This is a genomic window from Pseudomonas sp. 28 E 9, assembly GCF_900004785.1.
In the GTDB taxonomy this organism is placed as follows: domain Bacteria; phylum Pseudomonadota; class Gammaproteobacteria; order Pseudomonadales; family Pseudomonadaceae; genus Aquipseudomonas; species Aquipseudomonas orientalis_A.
In genome coordinates this window covers 363,035-384,551 of the sequence record NZ_CVTK01000057.1, presented here as the reverse complement: position 1 = coordinate 384,551, position 21,517 = coordinate 363,035, and the positions used below count along the sequence as shown (strand labels likewise).

Sequence of the window (21,517 nt, the reverse complement as noted above, 5' to 3'; positions counted from 1 at the left end):
GCCGTTACCGCAGAAACGGATATGTACTCGATCTGATCCAACATCCTGGTCGGCCCAGAGGCCGCCATCGGGGGCAAGCCCCCTCCCACATTTGAGTCAGGATCGACACAACATCCTGGTCGGCTCTGAGGCCGCCATCGGGGGCAAGCCCCCTCCCACATCGGAATGTGTGGTGGCCTGGATCTACAGGCAAAAAAAAGCGGTACACCGACCAAGTGCACCGCAAAAATGCCGTTAAGCACAGCAACAACGATTCGATAAATCAGATCAATCCAGCAGCGCCAGCGCCTCGGCGGTGACTTCCTGGATGCGCGCCCAGTCGCCATTCCTGACCCACTCGGGATCAAGCATCCAGCTACCGCCCACGCACATCACGTTTTTCAACGCCATGTAGTTTTTGATGTTGGCCGGGCCGACGCCGCCGGTCGGGCAGAATTTCACTTCAACGAACGGGCCACCCAAGGCCTTGATCGCCGCCACACCGCCGCTGACCTCGGCCGGGAACAGCTTGAAGCGGCGATAACCCAGGCTATAGCCTTCCATGATGCCGGACGCATTGCTGATGCCGGGCAGCAGCGGGATCGGGCTGTGCACCGAGGCTTCCAGCAGGTCGCGGGTGATGCCGGGGGTGACGATAAACTGCGAGCCGGCCACTTCTGCCGCTTCGAGCATATGACGGTCCAGCACAGTGCCGGCACCGGTGCACAGTTCAGGGCGCTGCTCGCGCAGCACCTGGATAGCCTTGAGCCCGAACTCGGAACGCAGGGTCACTTCCAATGCGGTCAGGCCACCGGCGGCCAGGGCATCGGCCAGCGGCAGGATGTCCTGTTCACGGGCGATGGTGATCACCGGCAGGATCCGCGCCTTGGCGCAGAGGCTGTCGATCAGGGCAACTTTATCCGCCATGGACACGGTCGGTTGAGGGCTTTTCATAGCGGCTGATCCTTGGCTCATGGGCACCAGTAAATCTCTAATGTAGGTTGCAAAAACGCGCGAATCGGCATGGCGGCGACATCGTCACCGGCCAGCGCGGCGCTCAAGGTGGTCAACTTCGAACTGCCGGAAATCGACAGTACGGTGTAGTGGGCCGTCGCCAGCAATGCGCGACTCATGGTCAGGCGCTGGTGCGGCACGGTCGGCGCCAGCATCGGCCAGCAACGGCGGGTACCGTCGACCTGCAAGGCTTCAGTCAGGTTCGGGCTGTTGGGGAACAGCGATGCGGTGTGGCCGTCATCGCCCATGCCCAGCACCAGCACATCAATGGCTGGCAACTCGCCCAGCAGGCGATCAGCCTGCTCGGCAGCGTCTTCAAGATTGGCCGCGGCGCTGTACAGGCTGAGAAAGCTGGCCTTGGCCGCCGGGCCTTGCAGCAAATGCTGCTTCAACAGGCCGGCATTGCTGTCGGCGTGTTCCACCGGCACCCAGCGCTCGTCGGCCAGGGTGATGGTGACCTTGGACCAGTCCAAGCCTTGCTTGGCCAGGTGCTGGAAAAACGCCACAGGGCTGCGGCCACCGGACACCACCAGGGTCGCTTCGCCACGGGCACTGATGGCCCCGCGCAGTTGCTCGGCCACATCATTCGCCAGGCCTTCCGCCAACAGCACCGGCGTGCGGTACTCGTGAGGGGTTACGCCCTGAGGCAGTTTCAATTCAGATATCGCCATACCACGACCTCCCATCCCGCGTGATCAGTGCAATCGAGCTCATCGGCCCCCAGGACCCCGCCGCGTACGGCTTGGGCGCATCACCGGATTTTTTCCATCCGGCGATCAACTGGTCACACCACTTCCACGCGGCTTCGATTTCATCTTTGCGAACAAACAGGTTCTGATTGCCGCGCATCACTTCCAACAGCAAACGCTCGTAGGCATCGGGGATGCGTGCGCTGCGATAGGTGTCGGAAAAATTCAGTTGCAGCGGACCGCTGCGCAGTTGCATGCCCTTGTCCAGGCCCTGCTCCTTGGTCATCACGCGCAAGGAAATTCCTTCGTCCGGCTGCAGGCGGATGATCAGCTTGTTGCTGATCTGCAAGCGCTGCTCGGGGGCGAAAATATAGTGGGACGGTTCCTTGAAGTGGATGACGATCTGCGACAGCTTTTGCGGCATGCGCTTGCCGGTGCGCAGGTAGAACGGCACCCCGGCCCAACGCCAGTTACGGATATCGGCGCGCAGGGCAACGAAGGTCTCGGTGTCGCTCTGGGTGTTGGAATTCTCTTCTTCCAGGTAGCCCGGCACGGCTTTACCGGCGCTGTAGCCGGCGATGTACTGGCCGCGCACCACCTGAGTGGTCAGGCCTTCCGGGCTGATCGGCGCCAGGGCCTTGAGCACCTTGACCTTCTCGTCCCGGATGCTGTCGGCGGACAGGTCGGCCGGCGGGTCCATGGCGATCAGGCAGAGCAACTGCAGCAGGTGGTTCTGGATCATGTCGCGCAGTTGGCCGGCCTTGTCGAAGTAGCCCCAACGGCCTTCGATGCCGACCTGCTCGGCCACGGTGATTTCCACGTGGGAAATGTAGTTCTGGTTCCACTGGGTTTCGAACAGGCTGTTGGCGAAACGCAGGGCGATCAGGTTTTGTACCGTCTCTTTGCCCAGGTAGTGGTCGATGCGATAGGTGCGGTTTTCCGGGAAAAACTGCGCGACGGCGTCGTTGACCTTGCGCGAGGATTCCAGGTCCGAACCGATCGGTTTTTCCAGCACCACACGGGTGTTTTCCGCCAGGCCGACCTTGGACAGGTTCTCGCAGATCGCGCCATAGACGGCAGCCGGAGTGGCGAAGTAGGCGATGAGGCGCTGTTCGCTACCGACCTTTTCGGCAAGGCCGACGTAGTCGTCAGCCTTCATGAAGTCGACATGTACATACGCCAGGCGCGCCAGGAAACGCTGGGCCACGGCTTCGTCGAGTTCCTTGCCGACGTATTTGCGCAGTTCTTGTTCGATATGGGCCATGTGCTGCTGCTCGGACCCGGCTTCGCGGGCCAGGGCCAGGATGCGCGTGTCATCGTGCAGCAGGCCGGCGCCATCGAGTTGATAGAGAGCAGGAAATAACTTGCGCAGCGCCAGATCACCCAAGGCGCCAAACAGGGCAAAGGTGCAGGGTTCTACGGTTATCGAAGGCATGATGTTTGTTCTTTTATCAAGTTAAGCTACAAATACCTTTTTTCAAGGCATCACTCAAGGAAAAATGTAGTAATAACCACAACATTTTCCGCCAATACGCATTGCGAGTGGTGGTGTTCCGCTACCCTCAGTAGGATAGGCCACCGCGAGAAGCCACTCATCGATTGGTTACCGCCTTTTTATTTGCATCGTCGCCCGAAGGAAAGACTGAATGGACCGCGTGCGAAATCTTCTGGAACAGATCCGGAACCGCCTCGAAGAATTGAACAAGGCCGAGAAAAAAGTCGCCGAGGTCATCCTGCTCAACCCGCAGCAGGCCACCCGCTTCTCGATCGCCGCCCTCGCCCAGGCCGCCTCGGTCAGTGAACCGACGGTCAACCGTTTCTGCCGTTCGTTCGGCGTCAGCGGTTACCCTGAACTTAAATTGCAGCTGGCGCAAAGTCTGGCCAGCGGCGCGGCCTATGTCAGCCGCGCCGTGGAAGCCGATGATAACCCCGAGGCCTACACCCAGAAGATCTTTGGCAGCGCCATCGCCTCCCTGGACAGCGCCTGCCAGGCCCTGGACCCGGCCCTGATCAGCAAGGCCGTGGACTTGTTGATCCAGGCGCGGCAGATCCACTTTTTCGGCCTCGGCGCCTCGGCACCGGTGGCGATGGACGCACTGCACAAATTCTTCCGTTTCAACCTGGCGGTGACCGCACACGCCGACGTGCTGATGCAACGCATGATCGCCTCGGTCGCCCACACCGGTGAGTTGTTCGTGATCATTTCCTACACCGGGCGTACCCGCGAGTTGGTGGAAGTGGCGCGTATCGCGCGGGAAAACGGCGCGTCGGTGCTGGGGGTGACGGCAGAGAACTCACCGCTGGCCAAGGCCAGTACCGTGAGCCTGAACATTCCGTTGCCGGAAGACACCGACATCTACATGCCGATGACGTCGCGGATCATTCAGCTGACGGTACTGGATGTGCTGGCGACCGGCATGACGTTGCGCCGCGGCGTGGATTTCCAGCCGCACTTGCGCAAGATCAAAGAGAGCTTGAATGACAGCCGGTATCCGGTGGGGGATGAGTTCAACTAAGCCGGCATCTGTGTTGGCTTTACTGGTCTCATCGGGGGCAAGCCCCCTCCCACATTTGATTTGTGAACCCATTCAAAAGTGGGAGGGGGCTTGCCCCCGATGAGGCCATCAGCCACACCACTAGACCCCTGCCCTGGCCTGCAGACTCAAATGCGCCCGCTCCCCCGGCGCCAGGCTCGCCCCGGCCATCGCCGACTCCACGCACACAAATCCTGACGCTTCGTTAAAACTCACGCCCAATAGCGGCCGGCTACCGGGGTGCCACACCACCGTGTCGGCGCTGTCGCCGGTATCGATGCACAGTTCACGCTGCCAGGCATGGTCCTTGAGCTGCAATTCGCCCTCGTGCTGGAACACCCGCTGGCACCCGCCATCAACACGCAACTCACCTTCCTGCTGGCAAACCTGGCGATTGAGCTGGTCATAACCCTGCGCGCCGTCGAGCCCAGACAGCGCTACCTCGTCAACGTGACCAATACGCCAATAAGCATGCAAAGCATGGCTCAACTGGCAGGGCAGTTCGTCCTGATGCTCGGTGCTCAGGCGCAGTTCCAGGGTGTCGCCCAATTGCGCGTGCAGGTCCACCTGCCAGTCGCACAACTGCAACTGCCAATGCAGGCGCACGCCATCGTCATCGGTGCTGCTGTCGAGCAGTTTCCAGTCGATCAAGCGCGCCCAGCCGTGGGAAGGCCAGGCGTTTTCGCTGGGATGACGGCCATACCACGGCCAGCAGACCGGTACGCCACCGCGGATCGCGCCGACTTGCGGCCATTTGGCCGCACACCACAGCCAGGGTTTCTGGCCGGTGGGCTGAAAGTGCAGCAGTTGCGCGCCCTGACGACTGAACACCGCCTGGCACAACGGGTGGTCGATCACCAACACATCGCGCATCTGAAAGCGCTCCCAGGCGAACACCGGACGCTCGCGCAGGGACTTGAAAAAGCGTTGCAGCGGTTGCTCATGCATGTGCACAGGTTCCGAATATCACAGTGCCACCCAAAAAAAAGCGGATAGCCATGGCTACCCGCAAAATGCGCACAGAGAGAAGGAGCTTATCGCAACCGCGTTAGAACGTAGACTGAATCTTCAGGCCCGCTACCAGCGCGTTGTCGACTTTGTCCACGCCGCCCGGCTGGACGACGTACTGCAAGTTAGGACGCACGGTCAGCCAGTTGGTAACGTGGAAACCGTAGTTAAGTTCGACGTTGTACTCAGTCTCGCGAATCGGCGTGTACAGCGGATTGTCGTAGTCGCTGATGCCATTGGCGGCATTGAGCAGCTCCGAGTTCTTCTTCACGTCATCGTTGACGTGCAGGCGCGCGACGCCAATGCCGACGTCATCTTTTGGACGTGCGTCGAATGGGCCCTTGTACACCAGCATCAACGACTGGTAGTTGTCGACCAGGTTGGTTTCCTTGTCGTGGAAGGTCGCGTTGGCCGCAATGTTCAGGCCACGGGTAGCGTCGCCGTTATGCGTGGTGAGTTGCTGTTGGGCAACGAACCAGTAGCCTTTCTTGCTGCTGCGGGTGCGCAAGTTTGCGCCAGTGAGGACCGCATCGTTGCCGTTGACGTCTTCACGTACATCCGGAGCATCGGCCGCGCTCTTGTAGTAACCCACGCGGTATTCGCCCGGCAGGTTGTTGACCTTCGGCGACCAGACCAATTCCACCGGAATCACAGTACCCTTGGTACCGCTGCCGCTGAGTTTGAAGCCGTTGCCGTGCTCCAACTGCGATGGGTTCTGGTTGTAGGCACCAATCTGCGCATACAGCTCAGGCGTGATGTTGTACTTCACGCGGATCGCGGCCTGGGCGACCGGCCAGTTGTACCAGGTGTTTACATAGTTGCCGACCTGGGAGCCACAGAACGACAGGTTCTGGAAGTCGCACGGGAAGGTGTTGAAGTCTTCGCCTTCGCCAAAGTAACCGAGTTTCACGTCCAGCTTGTTGTCGAACATCTGGTGCTGAACCCAGAACTGGGTCAGGCGCACCATGTGGCCACGGCCGTACACTTCCTGGGACGAACTCAAGGTGCCGGCACGCGGGTCGCCGATGCGGTCATTGGAGATGTTCTGGCCATTACGGTTGGTGAACTGGATCTTGGCCTGGGTGTTATCCCAGCCCCACAGCTTTTGCAGGTCCAGCGCTACGCCCAGACCGAACTGGTCGGAGTATCGACCGGTCTTGTCGTCGTTGTAGCCACCGTGGGCGTTGTAGCCCATTTCCCCTACGTAATCGGCCTTGATGTCGATACCTTGCTCGATCAGCTTGGTACGCTCGCCGCCCCAATCGCCGGTCATCCACTTGGAATCGGCGCTGAACGCATCGGCCGCCATCGCATTGGCGGACAATACAAGGGCTGCTGCTGCTGACAGTTGGCAGAACAGCCGAGTGTTGTTGTGTTGCTTTTTCATCCCTACATCCTCGTCTTTATTGTTATTAAACTGTTTTTATCTAACGCAGGTTACTTTTTTTAGCTAAAACAACAAGTTAACCATTAATCACAGTACTGCAGGAGCGAGCTTGCTCGCGAAAAACCCGAGAGCGCCACGCTAAACCAGGAGCGCTGCGTCATCGTTAACGACCTTCGCGAGCAAGCTCGCTCCTACAAATGCTTCAACGGCCCTTGAACTGGGTCACGTTGCCGGCATGCCCCTGTGCCGGCGATGCAGCTGCGGTACCCAATCGCTCACCGGTCTTGGCGTCGAACAGCAACACCTTGGCCGGGTCGAACTGCAGGGTCAGGGTCTCGCCTACCTGCGGTGCCACGTCCGGTGCCAGACGGCAGCAGACTTTGGTGTCGTTGAGCTGCACGAACACCAGGGTGTCCGGGCCGGTCGGCTCGGTCACCTGGACTTCGGCGCGAATGCTTGACGCGCCATTGCCCTCGCCCGCAGCGAGAACGATCTGCTCCGGGCGCAGGCCCAGGATCACATCGCGATCTTCCAGACCTGCGTCATTCATGTTCAGCGCCAGCTCGCAACGGGCCTGGCCGCTGTCGAGCACCGCCACCAGACCACCGTCCTGGCGTTTTAGGCGCATGGGAACGAAGTTCATCGGTGGTGAACCGATAAAGCTTGCCACAAACAGGTTAGCAGGGTCGTTGTAAATTTCCTTCGGCGTACCGAATTGCTGGATGATTCCGTCCTTCATCACCGCCACTTTGTCGCCCAGGGTCATCGCTTCGATCTGGTCGTGGGTCACGTAGACGGTGGTGGTTTTCAGGCGCTGGTGCATCAGCTTCATTTCGGTACGCATCTCGACGCGCAGCTTGGCGTCGAGGTTCGACAGCGGCTCGTCGAACAGGTAGATCTTCGGCCGGCGCGCCAACGCCCGGCCCATGGCCACGCGCTGTTGCTGACCGCCGGAGAGCTGGCCCGGCTTGCGGTTGAGCAGGTGCTCGATCTGCAGCAGCTTGGCCACGCGTGCCACTTCGGTATCGATGTCGGCCTGGGGCATCTTGCGAATCTTCAGGCCGAACTCGATGTTCTCGCGCACGCTCATGGTCGGGTACAGCGCGTAGGACTGGAACACCATGGCGATGTCACGGTCCTTGGGGCTCATGCCGCTCACATCCTGATCACCGATCATGATCGCGCCGCCGGAGATGGTCTCAAGGCCCGCGATGCAGTTCATCAAGGTGGACTTGCCGCAACCCGAAGGGCCGACCAGGATCAGGAATTCGCCTTCCTTGATCGACAGTTCGATGTTCTTCAAGGTGTCGGGCAGGCCGGCACCATAGGTCTTGTTTACATTGCGAAGTTCAAGCGTAGCCATGATTACCCCTTGACCGCGCCGGCCGTGAGGCCGCGCACGAAATACTTGCCTGCGATCACATAGACCAGCAGGGTCGGCAGCCCGGCGATCATCGCCGCCGCCATATCCACGTTATATTCCTTGGCCCCGGTGCTGGTGTTGACCAGGTTGTTCAGCGCCACCGTGATGGGCTGGGAGTCGCCGCTGGAAAACACCACGCCGAACAGGAAGTCGTTCCAGATCTGGGTGAACTGCCAGATCAGGCAGACCATGATGATCGGCGTCGACATCGGCAGAATGATCTGACGGAAGATGGTGAAGAAACCGGCACCGTCCAGGCGGGCCGCCTTGATCAGCGCATCCGGAATGCTCACGTAGTAGTTACGAAAGAACAGCGTGGTAAACGCCAGGCCGTAGACCACATGCACAAACACCAGGCCCGTGGTGGTATTGGCCATGCCCATCTTGCCGAGGGTGAACGAGGCCGGCAGCAGCACCGTCTGGAACGGCAGGAAGCAGCCGAACAGCAACAGGCCGAAGAACAACTGCGAACCCCGGAAACGCCAGAACGACAGTACGTAGCCGTTCAACGCGCCGATGGCCGTGGAGATCAGCACAGCCGGCACGGTGATCTTGATCGAGTTCCAGAAGTAGCCATCCACGGTGCCCCAGGCCTTGACCCAGCCGATGCCGCTGACCACGGTTGGCCAGCTCAGCAGGTTGCCGGTGCTGATGTCTTCCGGGGTCTTGAAGCTGGTGAGCAGCATCACCACCAGCGGCACCAGGTACAGCAGCACCGCGAGGATCAACACCGCGTAGATCGCGATACGACTCAGGCTGATGGCAGGTTTAGCGGCGAGACTAGTCATTACGCTTGGTCCTCAGCTCGGAATACAGGTACGGCACAATGATCGCGAGGATCGCACCGAGCATCAGGATTGCACTGGCCGAGCCCATGCCCATCTGGCCACGGCTGAAGGTAAACGAGTACATGAACATGGCAGGCAGGTCGGACGAATAGCCCGGGCCGCCGGCCGTCATCGCCGCCACCAGGTCGAAGCTCTTGATCGCAATGTGCGCCAGGATCATCACCGCACTGAAGAACACCGGACGCAGGCTTGGCAGCACGACGCTCCAGTAGATGCGCGGCAGGCTCGCGCCGTCGATCTGCGCGGCGCGGATGATTGACTGATCAACGCCACGCAGGCCGGCCAGGAACATCGCCATGATAAAGCCCGAGGCTTGCCACACAGCGGCGATCACCAGGCAGTAGACCACGCGGTCGGGGTCGATCAGCCAGTCGAGACGGAAGCCTTCCCAGCCCCAGTCGCGCAATAATTTGTCCAGGCCCATGCCCGGGTTGAGCAGCCATTTCCACGCAGTACCAGTGACGATCATCGAGAGCGCCATCGGGTACAGGTAGATCGTGCGAATGAAACCTTCGCGGCGGATTTTCTGGTCGAGGAAAATCGCCAGCGTCACACCGATCACCAGGGTGATGCCGATGAACATCCCGCCGAACACGGCCAGGTTCTTGCTCGCCACCCACCAACGGTCGTTGTCGAACAAGCGCTCGTATTGCGCCAGGCCCGCCCACTTGTAGTTGGGCAGAAACGTGGAGGTGGTGAACGACAACACGAACGTCCACAGGATGTAGCCGTAGAAGCCCACCAGCACGATGAACATGCTCGGCGCCAGCACCAGTTTGGGGAGCCAGCGCTGCAATGCATCGAACGGCGAGGCCTTGCTGAACACAGCAACAGAACTCATGGGAAAATCCAGTACAGGGAAAAAGGACTGACAGGTGAACCGAACCCTGCAGGAGCGAGCGTGTTCGCGAAGGACTTCAACGATAGCGCGTGCATAGAGGATGAACGCGGTGACCTTGAGTTTTTCGCGAGCGAGCTCGCTCCTACAGATAGCAGCGTTACTTGGCCGACTTGATCGCAGCGCCCAATTTCTTGGCCGTGTCGGCCGGGTCGGCTTTCGGGTCGTTGATGTAGTTGGTCACCACGTCAAAGAACGCGCCTTGCACCGCCAGGTTGGTGGCCATGCTGTGCGCCATGCTTGGCTGCAGTCCGCCGGTCTTGGCGTCGGCCAGGAAGTCCTTGGCGGCGGCCTGGGCGCAGGAGTCGAAGCCCAGTTTGTCCATTTGAGTGAGCATGTCAGTGCGCACCGGGATCGAGCCCTTGTTGATGCTGAAGATTTTCTGGAAGTTTTCACCCAGCGCGACTTTGGCAATGTCCTGCTGACCGGCAGCGGTGCCTTTGTCTTTCTGCTTGAACACGGCCAGGGAGTCGATGTTGTAGGTGAAGGCCTTGTCGGTGCCCGGGAAGGCTACGCACTCGTAGTCCTTGCCGGCGACTTTCTTGGCGGCGGTCCATTCGGACTTGGCCCAGTCACCCATGATCTGCATGCCGGCCTTGCCGTTGATGACTTTCCCGGCTTCCAGGTTCCAGTCCTGACCTTTGCCGTCGACGTCCATATAGGTCGCGACCTTTTTCAGTTCGGTCAGCGACTTGACCATTTCCGGGCCGGTCAGCGCAGCGTTATCCAGGTCGACCAGGGCTTTCTTGTAGCCATCGGCACCCATGACCGAGAGGACCACCGCTTCGAACACGGTGCTGTCCTGCCAAGGCTGGCCGCCGTGAGCAAGCGCGATGAAACCCGCCGCTTTCAGCTTGTCGCCGGCGGCATAGAATTCTTCGAGGGTGGTCGGGTTCTTGGTGATACCGGCTTTCTTGAAGACTTCCGGGTTGATCCACAGCCAGTTCACGCGGTGGATGTTGACCGGAACGGCCACATAGTCACCTTCGTACTTGACGGTGTCGGAGACTTTCTTGTCGAGCAGGGAGTCCCACTTTTCTTCTTTGGCGACGTCTTTGAGCGCGTCGGTGTCGAGCAGGCCGGTGGACGCCCATTCCTGGATGTCGGGGCCCTTGATCTGGGCAACGCCTGGCGGGTTGCCGGCTACCGCGCGGCTTTTCAGCACGGTCATGGCCGTGGCGCCACCGCCACCTGCGACTGCACCGTCTTTCCAGGTGAAGCCGTCTTTCTCAACTTGGGCCTTCAGGACATCCACTGCCGCCTTTTCACCGCCCGACGTCCACCAATGCACTACTTCAATCGTGCCTTTGGAGTCGGCGGCAAATGCACTGAGGGGAAACAACGAGGCCATGGAAATAGCAACGGCGAGGCGATTAATCGCATTCATCTGAGTACCTTTTCTTGTTGTTATGCATGCAAGTCTAGAGCTTGCGCTGCACGGAGTTTAAACAGGGATTTTCCCGGCGCAGGTAACAAAGGGACGCACAAATGTCACCAGCTGGTGACATAGCATCCGCTGCCCAATGCACTGGCAAGGCTGGGTGCCAAGGGTAATGCAGGCAGCACGACCGCTTGCCAGGCATGGTACAGGTCCGGCTTGCCGCCCCAGATTTTGCTGCTGGGTTGGTTGTGCGGGTTGAGTTCGTGGTGCCAGCTGCCCTGGAGCCGGTCGATGAAGTGGGTTTCGCAAAACTCCCAGAACCGCCGGTACCAGGTCTCGTAATGCAATTGGCCGGTGCGCTTGAGCAGCGCCTGGGCAGCCGCGCTGGCTTCGGCATGGGTCCAGTGCAGGCGTTCGCGAACGACCGGGCGCTGGTTCCAGTCCAGGGTGTAGACAATGCCCGGCGCGCCATCCACCGCCCAGGCATACTCGCAGGCACTGGCAAACAGCCCTTGCGCATCGGTCAGCAACCACTGCGGCGTGACCAACCCGGCGGCCAGCCGCGCCGCTTCCAGGTGCAACACCAGCCGCGCCCATTCGAAGCCGTGACCGGGGGTGATGCCATAGGGGCGGAAACCGTCGGCGGGGTTGTCTTCGTTGTAACCGAGCAGCGGGTTCCACTGGGTATCGAAGTGCTCGATCACCATGAAGCGGTTACCGGCGGCGTGGGCATGGATGACACGTTCGACAATCCGCAACGCGCGGTCCAGCCAGCGCGTGTCGCCCGTGACATCGGCCAGGGCCAGAAAGGCTTCGGTAGCGTGCATGTTGCTGTTGGCACCGCGATAGGCTTCGACGCCGCTCCAGTCCCGGGCAAAGGATTCGAGCATGGCGCCCTCCTCCTCGCTCCAAAAGAACTGGTCGATGATATGCACCGCATCGTTCAACAGGGTCTGCGCGCCGGGTGCACCGGCCACCACGGCAGAGCTGGCGGCCAGGGCCACGAAGGCATGCAGGTAAGCGGCCTTGCCGGTATTGCCATCCAGGGCATCGGCCGCGGCAAACCAGCCACCGTGTTCGCTATCGTGCAACGGGCCGCTCAGGGCCGCCACGCCGTGCGCTACTAAATCGGCATAACCCGGCAGCCCCATGGCGTGGGCCATGGCGAAGCTGTGGGTCATGCGGGCGGTGTTCATGGTTTCGGCGCGGGCGCCGGCCGGCAGTTGGCCAGTGTCATCCAGATTGCCGAAACCGTCCGGCAGGCGCGATGCCTTGGCAAAGGTCAACAGGCGCTGGCCTTCGGCCGCGAGCCAGGCGTGATGGGCAGGCGCGTTCAGCCAACTGCCGGGAGGCAGTGGTTGCATGGTCATGGGGGGCCCTTATTGTTTTTTGTGGGGTGACCGGAGTCTAAACAAGGGCGCGGGAGTGGCAAGTAACGAAGGGGACAAGAAATGTCACTGGGCGGTGACAAAGCTGCGAGCGACAGCGATTTACCTGACTAATACGGGTTCAAATGTGGGAGGGGGCTTGCCCCCGATAGCGGTGAGTCAGTCAATATTTTGGTGACTGACACACCGCATTCGGGGGCAAGCCCCCTCCCACAGTTTGATTGCATTCACAGTCCACAGAACGGGTCATTGACCCAGTGGCGTGGCCGTCGCCGGCGCGTTGAGGCGCTGGTTCAAATTCTGCACCTGGCTCTGCAAGGTGGTGATATTGCGCGTGGTCTGGATGCGGAATACGTCGAACTCTTTATTGGTCGGCGCATCGGTGTTGGCGGGCTGGTTTTCCTGTGCACTCTTGAGCACCAGCACGTCCTGCTCGAGTCGGGCGATGGCGGCAGCCGGATTGCCTTGTTTCTTCAAGGTCGCTACCTCATTGGCCAGATCCTTGATCTCGCCCTGGGCCGCCTTGAGCGTGGCAACGGCATCGGTCAGCGCCTGAACCTGGCCCTGCAACTTGGCATTGGCGCTCGTCAGTTCGGCGGTGCTGGCGCTCATCTGCGCCAGGCGCTGATCCAGTTCGGTGGCCTGGCCGGCCACACCCACTTGTTGCCTGCCCTGCTCAAGCAACTGGGTTTCCAGCTGTTTGATCTGCACTTTCAGGGCTTCGCTGCCGTTGTTCACATTGGCCTCGCTGGCCACGACCTTGCCGGAAATATCCTGCAGGCGCCCCGCCGCTTCTTCGCTGATACGCGCAAAGCTTTCCTGGGTGGCGACCAGTTGCTGGCCCATCAGGGAAATCTGCTGGAAGCTCCACCAGGCAAGGCCCGCAAAGGCGATCAGCAACGCGCCGACCAACGCCCACAACGGACCGGTGCTGGCCCTTTTCACCTTGACCACAGGCGTCGTGCGCGAGCGCACCGAGGTGGCGGCTGTCGGCACGAAATCATCGTCGTCCCCGGTATCGGCCCGCAGGCTGGGAACGTTGTCGAAATCGTCTTTAGCATCGTTACGCATGAATCTATCCTGAATCAATAAGATGGCCGACCGAGGGGCCGAGCGGCGGGAGTATAAACCGTGCTCCCGGTGCATGGGTCAACAAGCGCTGCGCCACTCGGTTCCCGATATGTTGCAGGTTGTGGCTTATGAGTGGCCCGGAGCCTGGGCTTTCCACCACAGGCAGAACTCGTCGAGGGCGCTCCACAGACTGACCTTGGGCTCGTAATCGAGATAATGCCGCGCCCGGCTGATGTCGAGGGTGAAATCCTTGTTCATGACCTGCATGCCCAGGCGCGTCAACGACGGTTCCGGTCGCCCCGGCCACAGCGCACAGAACGCCTCGTTCAAGGCCGCCACACTGTAGGACAAGCCATAGGAGCGGTAGCGCGTGACCTGAGGCATGTCCATTTGTCGCATCACATAGTTGACCACGTCCCACACCGGTACCGGTGTGCCGTTGCTGATGTTGTAGGCCCTGCCCAGTGCGGAACCGGGAGCCAGCAAGCTGCTGAGCAGCGCCTCGTTGAGGTTGTGCACGCTGGTGAAGTCGACCTTGTTCAGGCCGTCACCGACGATGGCCAGGCGGTTCTTGCGCTGCATCTTCAACAGGCGCGGGAAGATGCTCATGTCACCGGCACCGGTGACGAAACGCGGGCGCAGGGCCAGCACCTCGAGGCCGAATTCCTGGGCGCCGAACACCTTCTGCTCCGCCAGGTATTTGGTCGCGGCATAGGGATGCCTGAAGCGCTTGGGGACTTGCTCTTCGGTCAGCCCCAGGTGGTCGCGCCCATCGAAGTAGATGGAGGGCGAGGACAGGTGCACCAACCGCCCGACCCGCTGCTTGAGGCACGCTTCGACGACGTTCTCGGTGACCAGCACATTGCCTTGATGGAAATCCTGATACTTGCCCCACAGCCCGACCGCACCGGCACAGTGCACCACGGCCTCGACGTCACGGCATAGGCTGCGCACCAGGTCGGCATCGTTCAGATCACCCTGGATAAACTCGGCACCGCGTCGTACCAGGTGCTCGACACCCTCGGCCCGTCGCCCGTTGACCCGCACGTCCAGGCCCTGCTCCAGAGCGAAACGCGCAAAGCGCCCGCCGATGAAGCCGCTTGCGCCGGTGACCAGAATTTTCATGCACTACCCCATGTTCTTTCGTTTTTCATCGCTGTTGCCTTGACGCACGCCATCACTTCAACGGCACCAACCATTGCCCACAGACCCGGGCCAGATGCTCGGTCAACAGGCCCAACAGGCGCCCGCCACTGCGCCAATGATGCCAGTACAGCGGCACATCGATGGGCTTATCTGGCAGTAATTCGACCAGCAGGCCTTTTTCCAGCGCATCGCGCACCTGCAATTCGGGCACCAGGCCCCAGCCTAGGCCGGCTTCCATCAGGCGGATAAAGCCTTCGGATGACGGGCATAAATGGTGCTCGAAACCGCCGTTCACCCCCAGCGAAGCCAGGTAACGGTGTTGCAGGAAATCATCCGGGCCGAACACCAGCGCCGGCGTACCGGCCAGTTGGTCGGCCTGTACCCCGGCCGGGAAGTGCCGAGTTATAAACGCGGGGCTGGCCAATGCGCGGTAACGCATAGCGCCAAGGGCCAGGCTGCGGGCGCCGGCAACCGGGCGCTCGCTGGCGCAGATACAGGCCGCCACTTCACCGGCACGCATGCGTTTGAGGCCCACGGTCTGGTCTTCCACCACCAGGTCCAGCAGCAGGTGCTGTTCGCTGCAGAAATTGCTGACCGCCAGCGCCCACCAGGTGGCGAGGCTGTCGGCATTCAGCGCGATGCGCAGGCGCTCGGGCATGCCCTCTTCGTCCAACGCCGGCACCTGGCTTTGCAGGTCGCGCTCCAGCAGGCGCACCTGCTGCACATGGTTGAGCAGGCGTCGGCCGATATCGGTGGGCGTCGGCGGCGTCGCGCGCACCAGTACCGGCTGGCCGACGCGCGCCTCCAGCAACTTGATGCGCTGGGACACGGCCGACTGCGACAGCCCCAGCACCTGTGCGCCGCGCTCGAAGCCGGCCTGCTCCACCACGGCCGCCAAAGCGGAAAGCAATTTATAGTCGAACATCAGTTTTCCTAATGAGCGATCAGCAATATTGGTTTTTCTTATACAGGCTCGACCGCCACCCTAGCCAGCATCGTTTGAGCATGACTTGAGGATTGGCGCTATGTGGCAAAGCTATATGAACGGGTTGCTGGTGGCCCTGGGACTGATCATGGCAATCGGCACGCAGAATGCGTTCGTCCTGGCGCAAAGCCTGCGCCGCGAACATCACTTGCCGGTCGCCGCCCTGTGTGTGATCTGCGATGCGCTGCTGGTTGCGGCCGGGGTATTCGGCTTGGCCACCGTGCTGGCGCAGAGCCCGATACTGCTTGGGGTGGCGCGCTGGGGCGGCGCGGCGTTTCTGCTTTGGTACGGCGCGTGCGCGCTGCGCAGGGCCTGTTCGACACAACGTCTGGATCAGGACGCCAGCCTCAAGACCCGCTCATTGCGCGCCGTGCTGTTGAGCGCGCTGGCGGTGACCCTGCTCAATCCCCATGTTTATCTGGATACCGTGCTGCTGATCGGCTCATTGGGCGCGCAACAAACGGAGCCGGGGGCCTACGTGGCCGGCGCGGCCAGTGCGTCGTTCCTGTGGTTTACCACCCTCGCCCTTGGCGCAGCGTGGTTGGCGCCGTGGCTGGCGCGCCCGGCTACCTGGCGCCTGCTCGACCTGCTGGTGGCCGTGATGATGTTCACCGTGGCCTACCAACTGATCAGCGCGCCATGAACTTATTCCAAAAGGCTCTGGAACCTCTATCCCAAACAGTTGTTGCGTGGTTTTGCCGCACCCCCGGTGCTATGATCCCGGACTTGCGCCGCAAAGAGTACAGACTCGCCGGCGCTTGTTTGGCCGCCCGTGATCGGCCTTGCGCTCACCGCAACTGACCTGATTAGGAGAATCATCATGGCTTTCGAATTGCCGCCGCTGCCCTACGCACACGATGCCCTGCAGCCGCACATCTCCAAGGAAACCCTGGAGTATCACCACGACAAGCACCACAACACCTATGTCGTGAACCTGAACAACCTGGTGCCAGGCACCGAGTTCGAAGGCAAGACCCTGGAAGAAATCGTCAAGTCTTCTTCGGGCGGTATCTTCAACAACGCCGCTCAGGTCTGGAACCACACCTTCTACTGGAACTGCCTGGCGCCAAACGCCGGCGGCCAACCTACCGGCGCTCTGGCTGAAGCCATCAACGCTGCGTTCGGTTCGTTCGACAAGTTCAAGGAAGAATTCACCAAGACGTCGGTCGGCACCTTCGGTTCCGGCTGGGGCTGGCTGGTGAAAAAGGCTGACGGTTCCCTGGCCCTGGCCAGCACCATCGGCGCCGGCAACCCGCTGACCAACGGCGACACCCCGCTGTTGACCTGCGATGTCTGGGAACACGCCTACTACATCGACTACCGCAACGTGCGTCCAAAGTATGTGGAAGCGTTCTGGAACCTGGTCAACTGGAAGTTCGTGGCTGAGCAGTTCGAAGGCAAGACCTTCACTGCCTAAGCAACGCTTGCAGTAGAAAAAGCCCGGCCATTGCCGGGCTTTTTCATGGGCGCTAACAAGCAGCAAGCTACTGGTCGTGGTGGAACTCGCAGAAGAGAAATTGCCACGCAGTGAGTGAGAGGAATAACCCTCTCGCGCTCTTCTGGAGAAAAAAGATGGAAGAAATCGGAAAAGCAGGCGGGCAGATGGCGATGCAACTCATCAGCGGCCTCATGAAAGGTCTTGCCGGTGGTGCAGGTGGTGGTGGCGACGAAGGTGCCGCGAAAGCACCAGAGCGCCCCGGCGAGGACAACATGCCACCGGCGCCGTCAAAGATTGACTTTTCAGTGAGTTGATAACTGCGCCCGCGATGCCAACCATTGGCACGCGGCACGTTGGTCGAACAATCAGACGGCGGAGCACATCCGCCGTTTTTTTGCTTTTTTCTCCCCTCCAGCCTTGAAGGTGCCTGCTGCTCCAATGTTCCTTTGACTGCCCTCCCCAGATTGCCAATACTCATGGCATATTGAAGGCCACCCGCATGAGACAAGGAATGCCCCTTTGAAGCTGGAACTCAAAAACAGCTTGTCGGTGAAGTTGCTACGGGTTGTCTTGCTCTCGGCACTGATCGTGGGCGTGGCGCTGAGCGTGGCGCAGATCGTTTTCGATGCCTACAAGACGCGCCAGGCCGTAGCCGGCGATGCCCAACGTATCCTCGACATGTTTCGCGACCCCTCGACCCAGGCCGTCTACAGCCTGGACCGCGAAATGGGCATGCAGGTGATCGAAGGCCTGTTTCAGGATGACGCCGTACGCATCGCATCCATCGGCCACCCCAACGAGACCATGCTCGCGGAAAAAAGCCGCACCTTGCAGCCTTCTTCCAGCCGCTGGTTGACCGACCTGATTCTTGGGCAGGAACGCACCTTTACCACCCCGCTGGTAGGCAAGGGCCCCTACAGCGAGTATTACGGCGACCTGAGCATTACCCTCGACACCGCCACCTACGGCGAAGGCTTCCTGGTCAGTTCGGTGATCATCTTTATTTCCGGAGTGCTGCGCGCCCTGGCCATGGGGCTGGTGCTGTACCTGGTGTATCACTGGCTGCTGACCAAACCGCTGTCGCGGATTATCGGGCACTTGACGTCGATCAACCCGGACCGGCCCAGCGAGCACAAAATCCCGCAGATCAAGGGTCATGAGCGCGACGAGTTGGGGCTGTGGATAAACACCGCCAACCAGTTGCTCGAATCCATCGAACGCAATACCCATCTGCGCCACGAGGCCGAGTCCAGCCTGTTGCGCATGGCCCAGTATGATTTTCTCACCGGCCTGCCGAACCGCCAGAAGCTGCAGGAGCAATTGGACCGGATCCTGACCGATGCCGGTCGGCGCCAGCGTCGCGTAGCGGTGTTGTGCGTGGGGCTGGATGACTTCAAGAGCGTCAACGAGCAGTTCACCTATCAGAATGGCGACAAACTGCTGCTGGCCCTGGCCGATCGTCTGCGCGCCCACAGTGGGCGCCTGGGCGCGCTCGCCCGCCTGGGGGGCGACCAGTTCGCCCTGGTGCAAGCCGATATCGACCAGCCCTACGAAGCGGCGGAACTGGCGCAAAGTATCCTGGATGACCTGGAAGCGGAGTTTGCCCTGGATCAGGACCAGATTCGCCTGCGCGCCACCATCGGCATCACACTGTTCCCGGAAGATGGCGACAGCACGGAGAAACTGCTGCAGAAAGCCGAACAGACCATGACCCTGGCCAAAAGCCGCTCGCGCAATCGCTACCAGTTCTACATCGCCAGCGTCGACAGCGAAATGCGTCGGCGCCGCGAGCTGGAGAAAGACCTGCGCGATGCCCTGAGCCGTGACCAGTTTCACCTGGTGTATCAACCGCAGATCAGTTACCGCGATCACCGCGTGGTCGGTGTCGAAGCGCTGATTCGCTGGCAGCACCCGGAACACGGGCTGGTTCCACCGGACCTGTTCATCCCGTTGGCGGAACAGAACGGCACCATCATTCCCATCGGTGAATGGGTGCTGGATCAGGCGTGCCGCCAACTGCGCGAATGGCATGACCTGGGCTTCACCGAACTGCGCATGGCGGTCAACCTGTCCACCGTGCAACTGCACCACACCGAGTTGCCGCGCGTGGTCAACAACCTGATGCAGATTTACCGCCTGCCGCCGCGCAGCCTGGAGCTGGAAGTCACCGAAACCGGCCTGATGGAAGACATCAGCACCGCCGCCCAGCACCTGTTGAGCCTGCGCCGTTCGGGGGCGCTGATCGCCATCGATGACTTCGGCACCGGTTACTCATCCCTGAGCTACCTCAAAAGCCTGCCGCTGGACAAGATCAAGATCGACAAGAGCTTCGTCCAGGACCTGCTGGACGATGACGACGACGCGACCATCGTGCGAGCGATCATCCAACTGGGCAAAAGCCTGGGCATGCAGGTGATTGCCGAGGGCGTGGAGACCGCCGAGCAAGAGGCCTACATCATCTCCGAGGGTTGCCATGAAGGCCAGGGCTACCACTACAGCAAACCGCTGCAGGCCCGGGAGTTGGCGGCTTTCCTGAAGCAATCGGAACGCGGTAACGCGGCGATTCTTTGAGCGGGCAGAACGATACCAAATATTTCCCGCGTATAAGCCTTTACACAAAATGCAAATCTTTCGCATTATGTCGCAGCTTTTGCGCCCGCGCGCGCCCTATCAACAACCGAAGCAGGATGTTCGCCATGATTCGTATGCCCCTGGCCACCGCCAGTCTGCTGGCCATTGCTATTTCTCTCGCCGGTTGCGGCGAAGGTAAAGACAAGGCCGCCGCGCCTCAGGCGCCTGCCGCTGCCAGCACTACCGCTCCAGCGGCTGCCACGCCTGCAGGCCAGGTCGACGAAGCGGCCGCCAAGGCCGTGGTCGCGCATTACGCCGACATGGTGTTTGCGGTGTACAGCGACGCCGAGTCCACCGCGAAAACCCTGCAGACCGCCATCGACACCTTCCTGGCCAACCCTAACGATGACACGCTCAAGGCAGCCCGTACCGCCTGGATCGCCGCGCGCGTGCCTTACCTGCAGAGTGAAGTGTTCCGCTTCGGCAACACCATCATCGACGACTGGGAAGGCCAGGTGAACGCCTGGCCCCTGGACGAGGGGCTGATCGACTACGTCGACAAGTCCTACGAACACGCACTGGGTAACCCGGGCGCCAGTGCCAATATCATCGCCAACAACGAAATCCAGGTCGGCGAAGACAAGGTCGACGTCAAGGAGATCACCCCGGAAAAACTCGCCAGCCTCAATGAGCTGGGCGGCTCCGAAGCGAACGTCGCCACCGGCTATCACGCCATCGAATTCCTGCTCTGGGGCCAGGACCTCAACGGCACCGGCCCAGGCGCAGGCAACCGTCCGGCCTCGGACTACATGACCGGTGACGGTGCAACCGGCGGCCATAACGAGCGTCGTCGTACCTACCTGCGCGCCGTGACCCAACTGCTGGTCAGCGACCTGCAGGAAATGGTCGGCAACTGGAAGCCCAACGTCGAAGACAACTACCGCGCCACCCTGGAGTCGGAACCGGCTACCGACGGCCTGCGCAAGATGTTGTTCGGCATGGGCAGCCTGTCGCTTGGCGAGTTGGCCGGCGAACGCATGAAGGTATCCCTGGAGGCCAACTCGCCGGAAGACGAGCAGGACTGCTTCAGCGACAACACCCACTACTCGCACTTCTATGACGCCAAAGGCATCCGCAACGTCTATCTGGGCGAGTACACCCGCGTCGACGGCAACAAGCTGACCGGCCCGAGCCTGTCGTCCCTGGTCGCCAAAGCCGACCCGGCAGCCGATGCCGCCCTCAAGGCTGACCTGGCGGCGACCGAAGCGAAGATCCAGGTGATGGTCGACCACGCCGACAAAGGCGAGCACTACGACCAGTTGATCGCAGCCGGTAACGATGCAGGCAACCAGATCGTGCGTGACGCCATCGCTGCGCTGGTCAAGCAGACCGGTTCGATCGAAGCCGCCGCAGGCAAGCTGGGCATCAGCGACCTGAACCCGGAAAGCGCCGATCACGAGTTCTGATCAAGGCGCAGTTGAACGAGGCGACCTTCGGGTCGCCTTTTTCATACCTGTTTCAAACACCGCAGATCCCCTGTGGGAGGGGGCTTGCCCCCGATAGCGGTGTATCAGCCAAGAATTGACCGACTGACACTCTGCTATCGGGGCATAGGTATCCGTAACCACGATGCGAAGCGAGTCGCTCGTGATCTTGATCTGGCTTTGATCTTGATCTCAGGCGCCCCGTTAAACCACGCTGGCCGAACGCAGGCTTGAATCCGTGGGTAACCCGGCAGGACGCCGGGTTAGCCGCCC

Annotated in this window: 19 protein-coding genes; 6 read left to right on the top strand and 13 right to left on the bottom strand. The window is 60.9% G+C overall.

Translation table 11 applies throughout. The features are described from left to right. Window positions 1-267: 267 nt before the first annotated feature. The 3 genes from BFQ00_RS26500 to zwf are packed head-to-tail and all read right to left on the bottom strand — an operon-like array spanning window position 268 to window position 3,117. The gene (locus BFQ00_RS26500; protein ID WP_065887687.1) at window positions 268-933 is read right to left on the bottom strand and encodes a bifunctional 4-hydroxy-2-oxoglutarate aldolase/2-dehydro-3-deoxy-phosphogluconate aldolase; all 666 of its coding nucleotides are present in this window, start codon (window positions 931-933) and stop codon (window positions 268-270) included. Between the two features lie 17 nt (window positions 934-950). Continuing rightward, a complete protein-coding gene (gene pgl, locus BFQ00_RS26495) occupies window positions 951-1,664 on the bottom strand; it encodes a 6-phosphogluconolactonase (RefSeq protein ID WP_065935193.1) in 714 nt (237 codons plus the stop codon). Then, on the bottom strand, window positions 1,651-3,117 hold the full coding sequence (gene zwf / locus BFQ00_RS26490) for a glucose-6-phosphate dehydrogenase (protein WP_065887684.1): 1,467 nt from the start codon (window positions 3,115-3,117) through the stop codon (window positions 1,651-1,653). The genes pgl and zwf overlap by 14 nt, the downstream gene beginning before the upstream one ends. A 220-nt stretch (window positions 3,118-3,337) precedes the next feature. Here zwf and BFQ00_RS26485 point away from each other — a divergent pair, with 220 nt between their 5' ends. Beyond that, window positions 3,338-4,198 (top strand): MurR/RpiR family transcriptional regulator, encoded by an 861-nt coding sequence (locus BFQ00_RS26485; protein WP_170039859.1) that lies wholly within the window; start codon window positions 3,338-3,340, stop codon window positions 4,196-4,198. A 120-nt stretch (window positions 4,199-4,318) separates the two neighbouring features. Here BFQ00_RS26485 and BFQ00_RS26480 read toward each other — a convergent pair whose 3' ends face one another. From BFQ00_RS26480 to BFQ00_RS26435, 10 genes are all read right to left on the bottom strand, one after another. Continuing rightward, entirely contained in the window at window positions 4,319-5,164 is an 846-nt protein-coding gene (locus tag BFQ00_RS26480; RefSeq protein ID WP_065887682.1) for a D-hexose-6-phosphate mutarotase, read from the bottom strand. 100 nt (window positions 5,165-5,264) lie between these two features. Continuing rightward, window positions 5,265-6,611: a carbohydrate porin gene (locus BFQ00_RS26475; protein ID WP_065887680.1), complete on the bottom strand. Its 1,347-nt coding sequence runs from the start codon at window positions 6,609-6,611 to the stop codon at window positions 5,265-5,267. 202 nt (window positions 6,612-6,813) lie between these two features. Further along, window positions 6,814-7,974 (bottom strand): ABC transporter ATP-binding protein, encoded by a 1,161-nt coding sequence (locus tag BFQ00_RS26470; RefSeq protein WP_065935192.1) that lies wholly within the window; start codon window positions 7,972-7,974, stop codon window positions 6,814-6,816. Window positions 7,975-7,976: 2 nt separating this feature from the next. Continuing rightward, window positions 7,977-8,822: a carbohydrate ABC transporter permease gene (locus BFQ00_RS26465; protein WP_065887675.1), complete on the bottom strand. Its 846-nt coding sequence runs from the start codon at window positions 8,820-8,822 to the stop codon at window positions 7,977-7,979. Further along, complete coding sequence (locus BFQ00_RS26460) at window positions 8,815-9,723, bottom strand: carbohydrate ABC transporter permease (RefSeq protein WP_065887673.1); 909 nt, start codon at window positions 9,721-9,723, stop codon at window positions 8,815-8,817. Before BFQ00_RS26460 ends, BFQ00_RS26465 begins: the two co-directional genes overlap by 8 nt. Window positions 9,724-9,880: 157 nt before the next feature. Beyond that, window positions 9,881-11,167, bottom strand: coding sequence for an ABC transporter substrate-binding protein (locus BFQ00_RS26455; RefSeq protein WP_065887671.1), 1,287 nt, complete (start codon window positions 11,165-11,167; stop codon window positions 9,881-9,883). Window positions 11,168-11,271: 104 nt separating this feature from the next. After that, complete coding sequence (locus BFQ00_RS26450; protein ID WP_065935191.1) at window positions 11,272-12,531, bottom strand: D-mannose isomerase; 1,260 nt, start codon at window positions 12,529-12,531, stop codon at window positions 11,272-11,274. A 264-nt stretch (window positions 12,532-12,795) separates the two neighbouring features. Beyond that, complete coding sequence (locus BFQ00_RS26445) at window positions 12,796-13,620, bottom strand: ATPase (protein WP_065935190.1); 825 nt, start codon at window positions 13,618-13,620, stop codon at window positions 12,796-12,798. Between the two features lie 126 nt (window positions 13,621-13,746). Further along, on the bottom strand, window positions 13,747-14,745 hold the full coding sequence (locus BFQ00_RS26440) for an NAD-dependent epimerase/dehydratase family protein (RefSeq protein WP_065935189.1): 999 nt from the start codon (window positions 14,743-14,745) through the stop codon (window positions 13,747-13,749). Between the two features lie 52 nt (window positions 14,746-14,797). Further along, window positions 14,798-15,691 (bottom strand): LysR family transcriptional regulator ArgP, encoded by an 894-nt coding sequence (locus BFQ00_RS26435; protein ID WP_065935188.1) that lies wholly within the window; start codon window positions 15,689-15,691, stop codon window positions 14,798-14,800. Between the two features lie 100 nt (window positions 15,692-15,791). On the opposite strand from BFQ00_RS26435, the gene BFQ00_RS26430 reads away from it, so the two are divergent. The 5 genes from BFQ00_RS26430 to BFQ00_RS26410 all read left to right on the top strand — a co-directional run bounded on the left by BFQ00_RS26430 (window position 15,792) and on the right by BFQ00_RS26410 (window position 21,226). After that, complete coding sequence (locus BFQ00_RS26430; protein WP_065887663.1) at window positions 15,792-16,394, top strand: LysE/ArgO family amino acid transporter; 603 nt, start codon at window positions 15,792-15,794, stop codon at window positions 16,392-16,394. A 177-nt stretch (window positions 16,395-16,571) separates the two neighbouring features. Further along, window positions 16,572-17,168, top strand: a complete 597-nt coding sequence (locus tag BFQ00_RS26425) for a superoxide dismutase (protein ID WP_003175739.1) — start codon at window positions 16,572-16,574, stop codon at window positions 17,166-17,168. Window positions 17,169-17,323: 155 nt separating this feature from the next. Next, entirely contained in the window at window positions 17,324-17,503 is a 180-nt protein-coding gene (locus BFQ00_RS26420) for a hypothetical protein (RefSeq protein ID WP_065887661.1), read from the top strand. Between the two features lie 205 nt (window positions 17,504-17,708). Continuing rightward, window positions 17,709-19,760, top strand: coding sequence for a putative bifunctional diguanylate cyclase/phosphodiesterase (locus BFQ00_RS26415; protein WP_065935187.1), 2,052 nt, complete (start codon window positions 17,709-17,711; stop codon window positions 19,758-19,760). A gap of 125 nt (window positions 19,761-19,885) precedes the next feature. Beyond that, window positions 19,886-21,226, top strand: a complete 1,341-nt coding sequence (locus BFQ00_RS26410) for an imelysin family protein (protein ID WP_065935186.1) — start codon at window positions 19,886-19,888, stop codon at window positions 21,224-21,226. Window positions 21,227-21,517: the final 291 nt, after the last annotated feature.